The following is a 16,221-nucleotide window of genomic DNA, read 5'->3' as shown; positions in this document are numbered from 1 at the left end:
GTATAAGCTATAGACTTGTTTTAAAATAAAATGAAATTTATAAAAATACATTCTGATTAAAGAAGTAATTACATTAAAAATCTAAAAGAAAGGTAATTCAATATGAAAAATAAAAAAATAATATCTTTAGTAGTTATAGCAACTTTTTTATTAGGTTTTACTGCAATAGTAAATAGTAAACAGAAAGAAGAATCTAAAGTAGAGAGCAATATTTATAGTGAATCAAATTATAAAGATAAAGTGAATCCTCTTTCTAAGGAATATGCAATTAAAATTCTAGAAGCTGAATATGGTGATTATATATCTGTATCAAAAGAAGATATAAAGAAAGTTGGAGAAGAATATATAGTAGATGTAGTATTGAAAGATGAATCCGAAGATGTTGGAGAGCATGACCATAGTATAGGTGTTCATAAAATAAATATTTATACAGGTGAGCTAATGCTTCCTAACTAAGTAATATAAAAAGTGTACACTAAAAGATGATTAGTGTACACTTTTTATTAATGTGATATAATATAGTTGTAAGTTGGATAAGTTGGAGGTAAAAGCATGAAAACTGTTGAGAGTGAGTTAAAGTACTTGAAGTTGTTAGCTAAACAGTATCCTAGCATATCAAAAGCAAGTACAGAAATAATAAATTTAGAGGCAATACTTAATTTACCAAAGGGTACAGAGCATTTTATAACAGACATACATGGAGAGTATGAACCTTTTGTGCATGTACTAAAAAATGGGTCGGGTGTTATAAAAAGAAAAATAGAAGAATTATTTTCTAGCACTATGAGAGAAAGTGAAAAAAAGGCTTTAGCAACTCTAGTATATTATCCAGAGCAAAAACTAGATTTAATAATTAAGGAAGAAGAAAATATAGATGATTTTTATAGAATAAATATATATAGATTAATTGAACTATGCAAATATGCTTCAAGTAAGTATACTAGATCAAAGGTAAGAAAATTATTACCAGAAGATTTTAGATATATAATAGAAGAATTATTGCATGAAAATATAGATAGTCACCATAAACAAAATTATTATAAAAGCATAGTAGAAAGTATAATAGAAACGGATAGATCAAAAGAGTTTATAATAGCAATATCTAAAGTAATACAAAAATTGGTAGTGGATAGACTTCATATATTAGGTGATATATATGATAGAGGCCCAAGACCTGATATAGTTATGGATACATTAATGGATTACCATTCAGTAGATATACAATGGGGCAATCATGATATATTATGGATGGGTGCAGCATCGGGAGAAAAAACTTGTATAGCTAATGCCTTAAGAATTTCGGCTAGATATGCAAATCTAGATATAATTGAGGATATATATGGAATAAATTTACTTCCATTAGCTACATTCGCAATGGAGATTTATAAGGATGATTCTTGTGATTCATTTATACCTAAGATAAGTGATCAAGATGTATCAACTAAAGAAAAATCTTTGATTGCAAAAATGCATAAAGCTATAAGTATAATTCAGTTTAAACTTGAGGGTGAAATTATAAGTAGACGACCTGAGTTTGAAATGAAACATAGATTATTATTAAATAATATAAATTATGACGAGGGAACTATAAATATAAAAGGAAAGAACTATAAGCTAAAAGATTCCTATTTCCCAACTATAGATAAATCTAATCCATATAAATTTACTAAAGAAGAAGAATCTGTAATAGAAAAATTAGTATCTTCTTTTAAAAATAGTGAAAAACTGCAAAAACACGTTTCATTCTTATTTTCAAAGGGGAGCATTTACTTAACTGCAAATTCTAATTTATTAATTCATGGATGTGTCCCTTTGAATCAAGACTCAAGCTTTATGAAGATGAAAATACAAGGTATAGAATATAAAGGTAAAGAGTTAATGGATAAAATGGAGTCAGTAGCTAGGGAAGGGTATTTCTTTAAGGAAAACACTACACAAAAACAATTTGGAATGGATATGATGTGGTATTTATGGACAGGTAAATGTTCATCGTTATTTGGAAAAGATGATATGACTACATTTGAAAGATATTTTATTGTAGATAAAGAAGCTCATAAAGAAAACAAAAACCCATATTTCAAACTAAGAGAAGATGAAAAAATGTGTGAAAAGATATTTGAAGAATTTAATTTAGATACTAAAGATGCACATATAATAAATGGTCATGTTCCGGTTGAAAGTAAAAATGGAGAGAGTCCGATAAAAGCAAATGGTAAAATTTTAGTTATTGATGGAGGATTTTCTAAAGCTTATCAAAAGAAAACTGGTATTGCAGGATATACATTAATATATAATTCATATAGCTTGCAGTTAGTTTCACATAATCCATTTACAAGTGCAGAAGAAGCTATAGTAAATGAAAGTGATATACTATCTACAACGGAAATCGTGGAACATAAAGATAAAAGAAAAACAGTAAGAGATACTGATGCTGGTAAAAAATTGCAGGAAGAAGTTAATGATTTGAAAATGTTATTGTTAGCTTATAAGAAAGGTCTAATAAAAGAAATATAAAAAGAAAAAAGAGTAATGCATTAAGTTAAAAACTTAGGTAATCCTAATATTATATTTAATTATATTAGGAGGTAAAAATGAACTTATTAAAAGATAGTAAAACTAAAGTAAATTTGATGAGAGCTTTTGCAGGAGAAAGTCAAGCAAGAAATAGATATACTTTTGGTGCTGAGCAAGCTAAAACACAAAAACTATACGTAATTGAGAAGGCTTTTATATATACAGCAAACCAAGAGCTTGCTCATGCTAAAATATTTTATGATCATTTAAAAGAATTATCAGGTGAAACTATTCAAATTGATGGAGGATATCCTGTAGATGTATATGATAGCTTAGCTCAAACATTAAAGGCATCTCAACATGGAGAATATGAAGAATACCAGGATGTATATAAAAATTTTGCTAATATAGCTAGAGAAGAAGGCTTTATGCCTGTGGCTAAGAGTTTTGAACAAATTTCAGAAATTGAAAAATCACATGGTGATAGATTTGGATATTTTGGAGATAAATTAGAAAGTGGAATGTTGTTTAAAAGTGACAAAGAAGAAGAATGGTTATGTCTAAACTGTGGTCATATACATAAAGGTACTGAAGCTCCGAAAAAATGTCCAGTATGTCAACATGAACAAGGGTACTTTATATTATATTCTAAATCTCCATTTGTAAACTAAAAAACTTTTAAATTCAGAAAATACACAAACTAAAAAATGTTAAAAATATACAGGGAAATAGTTTTCAAAAAGCTTGACAGAATTATGCAATTATTATAAAATTATTTTAGAAAGAAGGTAATACAAATATCTACTTTAAAATAAATTGATAAAATTGGATTGTTACTGATTGAGCAGGCAATACCTAAGTTAAGGCAAGTGTTATTTTGTATGCCTTAGTTTAGGTATTTTATAGTTTAATAGATAAATAATTAAACTATTAAATCCTAGTAATAAATAATTTTAACTAAAGGGGTGAGTAAGTAGACGAATGATTATAGAAAAAATTTATAACAACAATGTAGTATTGGTTATAGATAAAGAAAGCAATAAGGAACTAGTACTCACTGGATGCGGAATTGGATTCCAAAAAAAGGTAGGTCAGCCAGTAGATCAATCTAAAATAGAAAAAAAGTTTATTACTGAAGATGAAAGCCTAACTCAAAAGATAACTAAAGTAGTAACAGAGGTCCATGAAGAAGTATTTGAAGCTAGTTCTAAAATAATAGAATATGCAAAAAAATATTTAAACTCAGAATTAGATGACTATATATATGCATCTTTAACAGACCACTTATCTTTTGCCTTTAAAAGGTATGAAGAAAAAATTCAAATCAAGAATGATTTATTATATGAAATCAAAAGAATTCACAAAAAAGAATTTGAAGTTGGAAAATGGGCAATTGAATATATAAATGATAGATTCAATGTTGAATTTCCAATTGATGAAGCAGGATTTATAGCGATGCATATAGTAAATGCAAACTATAAGGAAAGTACTAATGAATCATTTTTAATGACTAAAATAGTTAAGGAAATTTTAAATATAATAAGGTATTACTATTCTGTAGAATTTGAACAATATGATTTTAATTATGATAGACTAGTTACTCATTTAAAATTCTTTGCAAAACGATTAATAAAAAAAGAGCAAGTTGAAGATAAAGATAATGAACTTATAAATATAATAAAGATACAATATGAAAAAGCATATAACTGTGCATGTAAAGTAAAGCAATATATAGAAGATAATCATGAATATTTAGTAACAGAAGATGAACTTTTATATTTAACTTTGCACATAAATAGAGTTATAGCAGCTATAAAAAATTAATAGATATTATAAACTGTAAAAGGTTGTTACTGATAGAGCAGGCAAGACTTGAGTTTATAAAAATAGAACTAGATTTTATTAGTGTAAAATTTATATAGTGCTTAATTTAAGTACTATTAATGTAAATATTATTTACTAATAAGACAGAAACTATTTTTATAGGGTTAAGTCTTTTTTTATACAAATTTTAAAAATAAGCACATATATAATAAATTTTATGATGAAAATAGTTATGTTGACAAGGAAAATGAATTCCTAAAATAAATTTAAAATACAATAAGGAGAGAGAATAATGAAAAAACTATTTGGTGTTTTACAAAAAGTAGGAAAAGCATTAATGCTACCAGTTGCATTACTTCCAGCAGCAGGTATACTTCTAGGTGTTAGTAATGCACTTGCTAACCCACAATTACTAGAAATAATGCCTTTCTTAGACAACAATACTTTCCAACTTATAATAAAGATAATGGAAAAGTCAGGTGGAGTAGTATTTGATAACTTACCTTTACTATTTGCAGTAGGTACTGCAGTTGGTTTAACTGAGGGTGAAGGTGTTGCAGGATTAGCTGCAATAGTTGGTTTATTAATAATGAATACATCTATGGGTATTATGGCTGGGGTAACTCCAGAATTGGCTGGAGCAGTTCCAGGTTTAAAAGGAAACCCAATGTATACTATGGCTCTTGGAGTACCAACTCTTCAGACTGGAGTATTTGGTGGTATCATTATAGGTATAATTGCAGCAGGGCTTTATAAGAAGTTCTATAAAATTGATTTACCTCAATATTTAGGATTCTTTGCAGGTAAGAGATTCGTTCCAATAGTAACAGCGGCTAGTGCTATATTAGTAGGTATAGGTTTATCATTTATATGGCCTCCAATACAAAATGGATTACTTTCATTCTCGACAACAGTAATAGATGCTAATAGAACTTTAGCAGCATTATTATTTGGTATAGTTGAAAGAGCGTTAATACCATTTGGATTACACCATGTTTTCTATAACCCATTCTGGTATCAATTTGGTGAATACACAAATAAAGCTGGTCAATTAGTAATGGGTGATCAAAGTATATTTATGGCACAACTTAAAGATGGAGTAGCATTTACAGCAGGTACTTTCATGACTGGTAAATTCCCGTTCATGATGTTTGGTCTTCCAGCAGCGGCACTTGCAATGGTACACACTGCTAAACCAGAAAAGAGAAAGTTTGTTGCAGGTATAATGGCATCGGCAGCGCTTACTTCATTCTTAACAGGTATAACTGAACCAATAGAATTCGCATTCTTATTCGTTGCTCCAGTATTATTTGCAGTACACTGTGTATTCGCAGGTATATCATTTATGTTAATGCAAATACTAGGTGTTAAAATCGGTATGACATTCTCAGGAGGTCTTATAGATTTCATGTTATTTGGAGTTTTACCAAATAGAACTCCTTGGTATTTAGTATTAGTTGTAGGTGCAGTATTTGCAGTAGTTTACTACTTCGGATTTAGATTCTTAATAACTAAATTCAACTTAAAAACTCCAGGTAGAGAAGATGATGTTGAATCAGATTCAAATACTACATTAAGTAATAGCGAATTAGCATTTGGAATATTAGAAGCTTTAGGAAATAAGGAAAATATAAAATCTTTAGATGCATGTATAACAAGACTTAGAGTTGCAGTTGAAGATATAAATAAAGTAGATCAAGATAAACTTAAATCTCTTGGAGCGGCAGGAGTTATGGTAGTTGGTAATAACTTACAAGCTATATATGGACCTAAATCAGATACATTAAAATCTGAAATAAATGAAATAATAGCAGGTAAAGTAAAGGTAGCTAAGCCTAAAGAAGCACCTAAGAAGCAAGAAGTAAAGGAAGAAATAGCAGCAACAAAATCAGCATCAAACGAAGAAATAATATCATTAGTAAACGGAGAACTAATGGATATATCAGAAGTTCCAGATGAAGTATTCTCAACAAAATTAATGGGAGATGGATTTGCAATAAAATCAAATGATGGAGATATATATTCTCCTGTAAGTGGTACAGTAGGCGTTATATTCCCTACAAAGCATGCCATAATAATAGAAACAGAAACTGGTAGAGAAGTTCTTATACATTTAGGTATAGAAACAGTTAAGTTAGAAGGTAAAGGCTTTGATGTATTTGTAGAAGTTGGACAAAAAGTTAAAGCTGGAGATAAGTTAGTTAAGATGGATTTAGATTATATTGAAAAAAATGCTACATCAACGATAAGTCCAGTTGTATTTACTAACTTAGAAGGTAGTGAAAAAATCAGCATAAAAGCTGGACCTATCAAGGCAAAAGAAGCAAACAGAGTTAGTATAGTAAAATAATTAAATTAAAAACTAGTTACATGTATTTATACATGTAGCTAGTTTTTTTACGCTTAAGCAAATTGTATATTTACTTATAAAAATTTAATCAAAAAAATAAATGCATAGCAGTTTAATAATTACAAAAACTTTTATGGTAAAAATGTTAGGCAAATTAAAATAAAAGGTCATATATTACAAAATGATATCGAAATAAAAATTAGTATTAATCTATTTAAAATTTAATTTATTTATTGTATAAGATTATAAAATTATTGAAAATTAGGCTATTTACTAACTTTAATTAAGTTAAAAAGTGAATATTTTAAAAAAACTAAAATCTTAACAAAAAACACTAAATATAATCATAATCGAATAAGTTAGAATTTTGACATAATAGGTTAAATACAGTATAATTAGTAGGTGAATTTAATCATAGATGATGATTTAAAAGAGGTGGAAAGCGTGGATAATATAGTAATACAACCTGTACTGGTTGGTGGAGATATAAACTGCTACTCAGTAGCAAGAGCATACCACGAAGCTTATGGAGTTAAGTCAATAGCTTTCGGTAGATATGCATTAGGAGCGACTAAAGATAGTAACATAATAGATTTTAGAATAGACCCAAGAATAACAGAGGAAAAAGAATTTATAGAAGTTCTATTAAAAACTGCAGATGAACTAGCAGCACCTAACAAGAAATTAATAATAATGGGATGTACTGATGAATATGCAGAATTAATAATAGATCACAAAGATGTATTAAAGGAAAAATATATAGTTCCATATATAGACAGTGAATTAAAGGATAAGTTAATAGAAAAAGAATTATTCTATGAAATGTGTGAAGAAAAAGGGTTAGATTACCCTAAAACTTTTATATATTCAAAAGGTGATAAAATAGAAGATTTTGGATTTAACTACCCTGTTATAATCAAACCTTCAGATAGTGTGTTATATTGGCAATTCCCATTTGAAGGAATGAAAAAAGCATATGTAGCACAAGATGAAAATGAATTTATAGAAATAACTACAGCAATATACAATGGAAAATATAACAAAAATTTAATAATACAAGATTTTATACCAGGCGATGACTCACATATGAGAGTTTTAACTTGTTATTCAGATCAACATGGAAAAGTTAAAATGATGTGCCTAGGACATGTATTATTAGAAGAACATACTCCAAAAGGTATAGGTAATCATGCTGCTATAATAACAGAGTATGATGAAGAACTTATGAAAAAGTTCAAAGCCTTTTTAGAAGATATAAATTACACAGGATTCTCAAACTTTGATATAAAATACGATAGTAGAGATAATACGTATAAAGTATTTGAAATTAACTTAAGACAAGGTAGAAGTAACTACTATGTAACAAGTTCTGGAAATAATATAGCTAAATATGTTGTTGAAGATAGAGTATACAATAAAGAATTAGACTTAAAGGTACAAAAGGATCCTTTCTTCTGGCATGTTATACCAAATAATGTTGTTTATAAATATGTTAAAGATCAAGCTTTAGTAAATAAAGCTAAATCATTAGTTAGTCAAGGTAAGAGTGCAACATCATTTGGATATGATAAAGATTTACAAGGAAACTTCAAGAGAAGATGGTATATATTCTTATACAATATAAACCAAATGAGAAAGTTTAAAAAATACTGCAAATAGATGGGTGGTATGCTTATGAAAAATAATAAGACAGTTGGAGTGATGGGTGGATTAGGTCCTATGGCTACAGTTTATTTCTTTGATATGGTTGTTAGATTGACTGATGCAACAATAGATCAAGATCATATCGATATGATAATAGCTAATAGAGCAACGACACCAGACAGAACTGATTATATAATAGGTAATTCCTCAGAAAATCCGGTGGATATACTTATTAAAGACGCTAAAAAGTTAGAACAATATGGTACAGATTTTTTAGTTATAACGTGTAATACGGCACATTATTTCTATGAAAAAATATCAAATAGTGTAAATATACCGGTTATAAATATAGTAGAAGAAACTGTTAAATATGCAAAAGAAAAAGGGCATAAAAAACTAGGTATATTAGCGACAACTGGAAATGTACAAACAAAGTTATACCAAAACATGTGTGAAAAATATGATATAGACTATGAAGTTTTAGATGAATTAAAACAAAAAATAGTAATGGATATTATATATAAAGATATAAAAAGCGGTAAAAGTGCAGACATGAATAAGTTTAATGTTGTTATAGACTATTTAAAAGAAAGTAACTGTGATGGTGCGATACTTGGATGCACAGAACTTTCTATATTAAAAAATGATAATAACTTAGATGACGAATTTTATATAGATTCATTAGAAGTATTAGCTAGAAAAACTATTAGCGCATGTGAAAAGAAAAGTAAGAAAAAAGAAGCTATTTAATTATATAATAAATACACAAAGACATAATCAATAAAGACTAAGAACAGATTAATAGAGTAGTTGAAACTACTCTATTTTTCTAGAATTTATTAAATTAGTGTAGAATTAGCAATAACATACATTTAAATTTTATGTTTTATTGTGGTATACTACATACGATATAACTTATTAGGAGGGCTAAAAAATGAGATTATTAGATATAATGAATGAAGTTGAATTCAATTCAAATAAGCCTTGGGATGAAATACAAAATACAGAAATAAAAGATATCGCTTATAATTCTTCAAAATGCGAGGATGGATATATATTTGTTGCAATAAAAGGGGAGACTGTTGATGGCCATAAATATGCTCAAAATGCATATGAAAGAGGTGCAAGAGTATTTATACTACAAAATGATTTAGAGCTTGATGAAGATGCTATAAAATTATTTGTAAATGACAGTAGAATAGCATTATCTAAAATGTCTGCTAATTATTTTGGTAATCCATCGAAGGAATTAAAGGTAATAGGAGTAACGGGTACTAAGGGAAAAACTACTATAACTAATTATATAAGCTCAGTTTTAAATAAAGCAGGTTTAAATACAGGTGTTATAGGAACAAATGGAACTTTTTATAATGGAAAAAAAGAAAAGACATTAAACACAACACCTGAAAGTTATGAACTTCATAGGATATTTAGAAATATGATAGATGGTGGAGTTAAGTGTGTATCTATGGAAGTATCTTCTGGTGGAATAATGATGGAAAGAGTTAAAGATGTAGACTTTGATACAGCTATATTCTCTAATTTATCTCCGGATCATATAGGCCCAAAAGAACATCCAACATTTGAGCACTATTTAGGATGTAAGGCTAAACTATTTACATTAGCTAAGCATGGAATAATTAACATAGATGATAAATATGCTGATCAAATAATAGAAAGAGCTACTTGTGATATAGAAACTTTTGGAATAGATAATAAGGCTGATTTAAATGCTCAAAACATAGAATATTCAAGAGCAATAGATTCATTAGGTGTAAGTTTTGATGTTAAAACAATAGATGAGACATTTAATGCATATATATGTGCACCGGGTACATTTAGTATATACAATGCATTAGCTGTTATGTCTGTTTGTAAGTATTTAAAAATAGAGAAAAACATAATGATAGAGGCATTAAAAAGTGCTAAAGTAAAAGGAAGAGTAGAAGTATTACCAGTTTTAGATTATGCAACTATAATAATTGATTATGCTCATAATGGGGTTAGTTTAGAAAGTATATTACAAACACTAAAGCAGTATGATCATAATAGATTGATATGTTTATTTGGCTCAGTTGGAGGAAGAACAGAGCTAAGAAGAAAAGAACTTGGTGATGTAGCATCAAGAGAGTGTGATTTATGCATACTAACAAGTGATAATCCTGATTTTGAGGATCCAATGAATGTAATAAAGGATATAGCAGATTCATTTAAAGGGTCAGATTGTGAATATATAGTAGAACCAGATAGAAAAGTAGCTATAGAAAAAGCTATAGAATTAGCTCAAGAAGGTGATATGATAGTATTTGCAGGTAAAGGACATGAAGAATCACAGCTTATAAAGGGTGAATGGATACCTTTCAGTGAAACTGAAATAGCAAAAGAAGCTGCTAGAAATATAATAGAAAAAAAGATGGAAAAACAATTATCATAAAATAGGCTAATATAAATCACTAAAAAAGAGAAGTTTATAACTTCTCTTTTTTAGGTATTAACAAATTTTTATTGTTTTTTTATTTTAAGGTGATTTAAAACTTATTTTAATTATGGTAAGAGAGGTGACATAGTGAATAAGGGAGATATATTTTTAAATTTATTAGAAAAATCTAGTTTAATAATAGTACTATTTATAATCATAAGTAAAATCAAAGGGTTTAAATACATATTTCAAAAAGAAAAATATAGAAAGAGAGATTTAGTAATTATATCAATAATATTTAGTTTGCTAGCAATATTAGGAACTTATAATGGAATAAAAGTGAATGGATCATTAGCAAATACAAGAATAATTTCTGTAGTTTCTGGAGGTATATTATTTGGACCTGTAGTTGGTATAACATCAGGAATTGTATCTGGAACTCATAGGCTTTTAATAGATTTAAATGGAATAACTTCTATCCCATGTTTTATATCTAGCATATTTGCAGGTATATTATCAGGGTATGCATCAAAAAGAGGAAAAGAAGAATACAAATGGTTAGTTGGTATTATATGTGGAATGATATCTGAAAGTATAACTATGATTTTAATATTTTTTATATCTAAACCTCATGATGTAGCTGTTTCGATAATAACAAAAATATATATACCCATGATAGTAGGACAAATAGGTATAGGATTTTTAGTTACAATAGTACAAGCTATTAAAAAGGAAAAAGAGGAAATAGCGGCTCTTCAATCAAAGCTAGCACTAGATATTGCAAATAAGACTCTTCCATATTTTAGATCCATAAATGAAGAGTCATTAAAAATTATATGCAATATAATTAAAGACGAAATAAACTCAGATGCAGTTGCTATAACAGATTTAGATAAAGTATTAGCATATGTAGGAGTAGGTGAAGATATATACTCAGAGTGTACAAAGGAATTAAGTTATACTACTAAAAAAGCTATGTATCAAAATAAAATCTTAAATATAAAAGTAAACAAAGATGAACATTCTTTAAGTAAAATAGTTAATTTAAAAACAGCTATGATCATTCCTTTAACAGATTCTAGTGGCGTAATAGGAACTTTAAAAATATATTATACAGAAAAATATGAAATGAGTCACTCTAAGCAATCGTTAGCTATAGGTTTATCACAAATAATTTCAACATTAATGGAAGTTTCAAAAATAGAAAAAATAAAAGAAGCTAAAAATAAAGCGGAAATAAAAGCTTTGCAAACCCAAATAAATCCTCACTTTTTATTTAATGCATTAAATACAATTACATCATTTATTAGAATAAATCCAGATAAGGCAAGGCAACTTATAATAAATCTATCTACTTATATGAGATATAATTTAGAGGTAAGTGATAACTTAATAGATATAAGTAAAGAACTAGAACAAGTAAAGGCTTATATAGAAATTGAAAAGGCAAGGTTTGGGGATAAATTAAATGTAATTTATAAAATTGATGAAGATATAAAAATTCAAATGCCTAGTCTCATAATACAGCCATTGGTAGAAAATGCAATTATACATGGAATAAGAAAAAATGGTGGCCATGGAACTGTAATAATCGGAATAAAAAGTAATGGAATGAATGTAAAAATATGGGTAGAAAATGATGGCGTAACTATAGATGAAGAAATAATCCAAAAGGTTTATAAGGATGATATGCCTGAAAATAAGATAGGACTTTACAATGTTCATTTAAGGTTAAAATTACTTTATGGTAAAGGCCTAAATATTTATAGATTAAATCCAGGAACAAAAATAGAATTTGAAATTTAAATTGGAGGACATTATGAAGTGTATAATCGTTGAAGATGAATTCCCAGCAAGAGAAGAACTTAAATATTTTATAAATAACTTTAGTAATATAAAAATAATAAACGAATTTGATAATGGAGTAGATGTATTAAAATTTATACAAGAAAATACGATAGATGTAATATTTCTAGATATAAATATACCTATGTTAGACGGAATGTTATTGGCTAAGACAATAAAACAATTTAAAATTAGCCCTAAAATAGTTTTTATAACTGCTTATAAAGAACATGCAGTAGATGCATTTGAGCTTGAGGCATTTGACTATGTGTTAAAGCCATATTCAGAGGAAAGAATAGTTTCTATGTTAAAAAAGCTTGAGAGTAGTGAGAAATCAAAAACTATAGAGAATAAAAGACGTGATAAAAATCTATTAGATGAAAGCAGCTTAGATAAGGTTAGCCTTTGGAAAAATGATAAATTGATAGTAGTAAAAATAAATGATATATATTATTGTGAAGCAAATGAAAGAGAAACCATAGTATTTACAAAAGAGGATAAGTATATTGTTAAAAGCTCTATAACTGAATTTGAAAAAAATCTACCTAGTTCTAAATTTTTTAAAACTCATAGATCTTATATAGTAAATACTTCTAAAATAAAAGAAATTATACCTTGGTTTAACAATACCTATAAGTTAAAATTGAAAGATATAAATTTAGAAGTACCGGTAAGTCGAAGTAAAATAAAAGAGTTTAGAAAAGTTATGCATATATAGACGTATTTAATGTATGAAATTATGCATTTCATGTAAATTTAAATCTCCTAAATTAAAAGAAACGTTATTCTAATATTGTAATAATAAATTTAACAAGAAATTAACATTTTTAACAAAGGAGAAAACGGTATGATAACATTTTTAGTATGCTTAACAATTCTTATCGGTGGATATTTTACTTATGGTAAGATAGTAGAAAAATCAGTAAAATTAAGTGATTCAACTCAAACACCAGCTGTAAGACTAGAGGATGGAATAGACTATATGCCAATGCCTTGGCACAAAGTTTTCTTAATACAATTTTTAAATATAGCAGGAACAGGTCCTATATTTGGTGCAATAATGGGGGCTTTATTTGGGCCAGTTGCATTTTTATGGATAACATTTGGTACAATATTTGCAGGAGGAGTACATGATTTCTTCTCAGGAGTTATATCTATGAAACATGAAGGGACTTCAGTTTCTGAAATAGTAGGTATTTATTTAGGTGATGGTATGAAATCTGTTATGAGAGTGTTCTCTGTAATACTTCTTATATTAGTTGGAACAGTATTCGTAACATCTCCAGCAGGATTATTAACATCAATGACTGGAATAAATAAAACTGTATGGGTTGTATTAATAATAATTTATTATATGGCTGCAACAGTTTTACCAGTTGATAAGGTAATAGGTAAAATATATCCTGTATTTGGAGCAGCACTATTATTTATGGCTATAGGATTATGTGGAGCTATGATAGTAGGACATGTTAATGGATCTATGGTAATGCCTGAGATGTCATTACAAAACCTACATCCAGACGGATTAAATTTATTCCCATTCTTATTTACAACAATAGCATGTGGTGCTATATCAGGGTTCCATGCTACTCAGTCACCTATGATGGCTAGATGTATACACCATGAATCTGAAAGTAAAAAAGTATTTTATGGGGCAATGGTTGTAGAAGGAATAGTTGCTTTAATATGGTGTGCTGTTACGATAGCATTCTTTGGAGATAGCTTATCTATACAAAATGCTTTAAATCAATTTGGAGGCCAATCAGGAGTTGTAAGTTTATTGTCTAAAGAATTATTAGGACCAATGGGTGCAATACTTGCAGTACTTGGAGTTGTGGCTTGTCCTATAACTAGTGGAGATACAGCATTTAGAAGTGCTAGACTTACTATAGCTGATGCATTTAATATAAAACAAGAAGGATTTAAAAATAGATTTATATTAGCAATACCATTATTCTTAGTATGTATATTCTTAACTACAATAGACTTTAACATAATATGGAGATATTTTGCTTGGTCTAATCAAACATTAGCAATGATAGTTCTTTGGGCTTCAACAGTATACTTATTAAAGAATAAATCTAGCTATTTTATGACTTTAATACCAGCAACATTTATGTCTGCTGTATGTGTAGCTTATATACTACAAGCTCCAGAAGGATTTAAATTAAATGCTACATTCTCTAATGCAGTAGGTGTAGGAGCTGCTGTAATATTATTTGTAGCATTTATGATAAGCAAAGATAAATTAGTAAAAAATGTAGAAGATAAAAATATAGCTTAATATAAAAATGGCCTATCTCAAATCGAGATTGGGCCATTTTAATTTATAACAAAAAAGCTTACAGATAAACTGTAAGCTTTTTTATTAAACGTTAAATCTAAATAGTATAACGTCTCCATCTTTAACGATATATTCTTTTCCTTCAAGTCTAACAAGACCTTTTTCTTTAGCAGCACTCATAGTACCAACTTGAGCTAAATCCTCAAATGATATAGTTTCTGCTCTTATGAATCCTCTTTCTATATCAGAGTGTATCTTTCCTCCAGCAGCAGGAGCTTTAGTACCAACCTTTATAGTCCAAGCTCTAACCTCTTGAGGTCCAGCTGTTAAGTAAGAAACAAGTCCAAGTAAAGCATAAGAAGATTTGATTAATTTATCTAATCCCGATTGCTCTAAGCCTAATGTTTCTAAGAATTCTTTCTTTTCTTCTTCTGTATCAAGTTCAGATATTTCTGCTTCTATTTGAGCACAAACAACAACAACTTCTGCAGCTTCTGTAGCAGCGAATTCTCTAACAGTATTAACGTATTGATTGTTTTCAGCTTCATCAGCTAAATCATCTTCACTTACATTAGTAGCATATATTACTGGCTTAGAAGTAAGTAAGTTTAATGAATCAACAAATACTTTTTGGTCATCATTAAAGTCCATAGTTCTAACACATTTACCATCTTCTAAAGTAACCATTATTTCTTTTAAGAATTCAAGTTCAGCAGCTATTGATTTGTCAGCTTTAGCAGCTTTAGTGTTTTTTTGTATTCTTCTTTGTAATATTTCGATATCAGAGAATATTAATTCTAAGTTTATAGTTTCTATATCTCTTAATGGATCAACCGAACCATCAACATGAACAACGTTAGGGTCTTCGAAACATCTAACAACATGTACTATAGCGTCAACTTCTCTTATATGAGATAAGAATTTATTTCCTAAACCTTCACCTTTAGAAGCTCCTCTAACAAGACCTGCTATATCACAGAATTCTATAGCAGTAGGAACAATTTTTTTAGAATCATATAATTCTTTTAATTTATCTAATCTTTCATCTGGAACAGAAACAACTCCAACGTTTGGTTCTATTGTACAGAAAGGGTAGTTTGCAGATTCAGCACCTGCTTGAGTTATTGCATTGAATAGGGTACTTTTACCTACGTTTGGTAAACCAACTATACCTAATTTCATAGTCATCGTCCTCTCTTTAGTCATATTTATATATAAATTTAAACAACCTATTATAGGCTTTAAATTAGCTCAATAGGTTAATTTGAACAAATTCAAAAAATCCCATTATAGACATACATACTGATTATACATCATATATATAATAGATGTAAACTATGC

The 16,221-nt window shown here is 28.3% G+C and carries 12 protein-coding genes; 11 read left to right on the top strand and 1 reads right to left on the bottom strand.

Annotated elements, in window-relative coordinates; all coding sequences use genetic code 11:
• The first annotated feature begins 102 nt into the window (after positions 1–102).
• The 11 genes from BLP75_RS11640 to BLP75_RS11590 all read left to right on the top strand — a co-directional run bounded on the left by BLP75_RS11640 (position 103) and on the right by BLP75_RS11590 (position 14,880).
• Positions 103–456: a hypothetical protein gene (locus BLP75_RS11640; RefSeq protein WP_092726264.1), complete on the top strand. Its 354-nt coding sequence runs from the start codon at positions 103–105 to the stop codon at positions 454–456.
• A 96-nt stretch (positions 457–552) separates the two neighbouring features.
• Positions 553–2,514, top strand: a complete 1,962-nt coding sequence (locus BLP75_RS11635; protein ID WP_092726262.1) for a fructose-1,6-bisphosphatase — start codon at positions 553–555, stop codon at positions 2,512–2,514.
• 77 nt (positions 2,515–2,591) lie between these two features.
• The gene (gene rbr / locus BLP75_RS11630; RefSeq protein WP_092726261.1) at positions 2,592–3,185 is read left to right on the top strand and encodes a rubrerythrin; all 594 of its coding nucleotides are present in this window, start codon (positions 2,592–2,594) and stop codon (positions 3,183–3,185) included.
• 310 nt (positions 3,186–3,495) lie between these two features.
• A complete protein-coding gene (gene licT / locus BLP75_RS11625) occupies positions 3,496–4,338 on the top strand; it encodes a BglG family transcription antiterminator LicT (protein ID WP_092726259.1) in 843 nt (280 codons plus the stop codon).
• Between the two features lie 292 nt (positions 4,339–4,630).
• Positions 4,631–6,688, top strand: a complete 2,058-nt coding sequence (gene ptsG, locus BLP75_RS11620) for a glucose-specific PTS transporter subunit IIBC (protein ID WP_092726257.1) — start codon at positions 4,631–4,633, stop codon at positions 6,686–6,688.
• 444 nt (positions 6,689–7,132) lie between these two features.
• Positions 7,133–8,347, top strand: coding sequence for a carboxylate--amine ligase (locus BLP75_RS11615; RefSeq protein ID WP_092726255.1), 1,215 nt, complete (start codon positions 7,133–7,135; stop codon positions 8,345–8,347).
• 15 nt (positions 8,348–8,362) lie between these two features.
• Positions 8,363–9,082: a cysteate racemase gene (gene cuyB / locus BLP75_RS11610; RefSeq protein ID WP_092726253.1), complete on the top strand. Its 720-nt coding sequence runs from the start codon at positions 8,363–8,365 to the stop codon at positions 9,080–9,082.
• 184 nt (positions 9,083–9,266) lie between these two features.
• Positions 9,267–10,766: a UDP-N-acetylmuramoyl-L-alanyl-D-glutamate--2,6-diaminopimelate ligase gene (locus tag BLP75_RS11605; protein WP_092726251.1), complete on the top strand. Its 1,500-nt coding sequence runs from the start codon at positions 9,267–9,269 to the stop codon at positions 10,764–10,766.
• A 132-nt stretch (positions 10,767–10,898) separates the two neighbouring features.
• Positions 10,899–12,557, top strand: a complete 1,659-nt coding sequence (locus BLP75_RS11600; protein ID WP_242872423.1) for a sensor histidine kinase — start codon at positions 10,899–10,901, stop codon at positions 12,555–12,557.
• A gap of 13 nt (positions 12,558–12,570) precedes the next feature.
• The gene (locus BLP75_RS11595) at positions 12,571–13,314 is read left to right on the top strand and encodes a LytR/AlgR family response regulator transcription factor (RefSeq protein WP_092726248.1); all 744 of its coding nucleotides are present in this window, start codon (positions 12,571–12,573) and stop codon (positions 13,312–13,314) included.
• Between the two features lie 129 nt (positions 13,315–13,443).
• A complete protein-coding gene (locus BLP75_RS11590; protein ID WP_092726247.1) occupies positions 13,444–14,880 on the top strand; it encodes a carbon starvation CstA family protein in 1,437 nt (478 codons plus the stop codon).
• 84 nt (positions 14,881–14,964) lie between these two features.
• Here the strand turns inward: BLP75_RS11590 and ychF are convergent, their stop codons facing one another.
• Entirely contained in the window at positions 14,965–16,062 is a 1,098-nt protein-coding gene (gene ychF / locus BLP75_RS11585; protein ID WP_092726245.1) for a redox-regulated ATPase YchF, read from the bottom strand.
• Between the last annotated feature and the right edge of the window lie 159 nt (positions 16,063–16,221).

It is taken from the genome of Romboutsia lituseburensis DSM 797 (assembly GCF_900103615.1).
GTDB lineage: Bacteria > Bacillota > Clostridia > Peptostreptococcales > Peptostreptococcaceae > Romboutsia_F > Romboutsia_F lituseburensis.
The sequence above is the reverse complement of the archived record's forward strand: the minus strand, read 5'-3'. Positions and strand labels throughout refer to the sequence as shown.

Bases quoted from the DNA above. Each gene is read 5' to 3' on its own strand.
- BLP75_RS11635 (WP_092726262.1), top strand. From the start codon at position 553: ATGAAAACTGTTGAGAGTGAGTTAAAGTACTTGAAGTTGTTAGCTAAA.
- ptsG (WP_092726257.1), top strand. From the start codon at position 4,631: ATGAAAAAACTATTTGGTGTTTTACAAAAAGTAGGAAAAGCATTAATG.
- BLP75_RS11605 (WP_092726251.1), top strand. From the start codon at position 9,267: ATGAGATTATTAGATATAATGAATGAAGTTGAATTCAATTCAAATAAG.
- cuyB (WP_092726253.1), top strand. From the start codon at position 8,363: ATGAAAAATAATAAGACAGTTGGAGTGATGGGTGGATTAGGTCCTATG.
- BLP75_RS11595 (WP_092726248.1), top strand. From the start codon at position 12,571: ATGAAGTGTATAATCGTTGAAGATGAATTCCCAGCAAGAGAAGAACTT.
- rbr (WP_092726261.1), top strand. From the start codon at position 2,592: ATGAACTTATTAAAAGATAGTAAAACTAAAGTAAATTTGATGAGAGCT.
- ychF (WP_092726245.1), bottom strand. From the start codon at position 16,062: ATGAAATTAGGTATAGTTGGTTTACCAAACGTAGGTAAAAGTACCCTA.
- BLP75_RS11640 (WP_092726264.1), top strand. From the start codon at position 103: ATGAAAAATAAAAAAATAATATCTTTAGTAGTTATAGCAACTTTTTTA.
- BLP75_RS11590 (WP_092726247.1), top strand. From the start codon at position 13,444: ATGATAACATTTTTAGTATGCTTAACAATTCTTATCGGTGGATATTTT.
- licT (WP_092726259.1), top strand. From the start codon at position 3,496: ATGATTATAGAAAAAATTTATAACAACAATGTAGTATTGGTTATAGAT.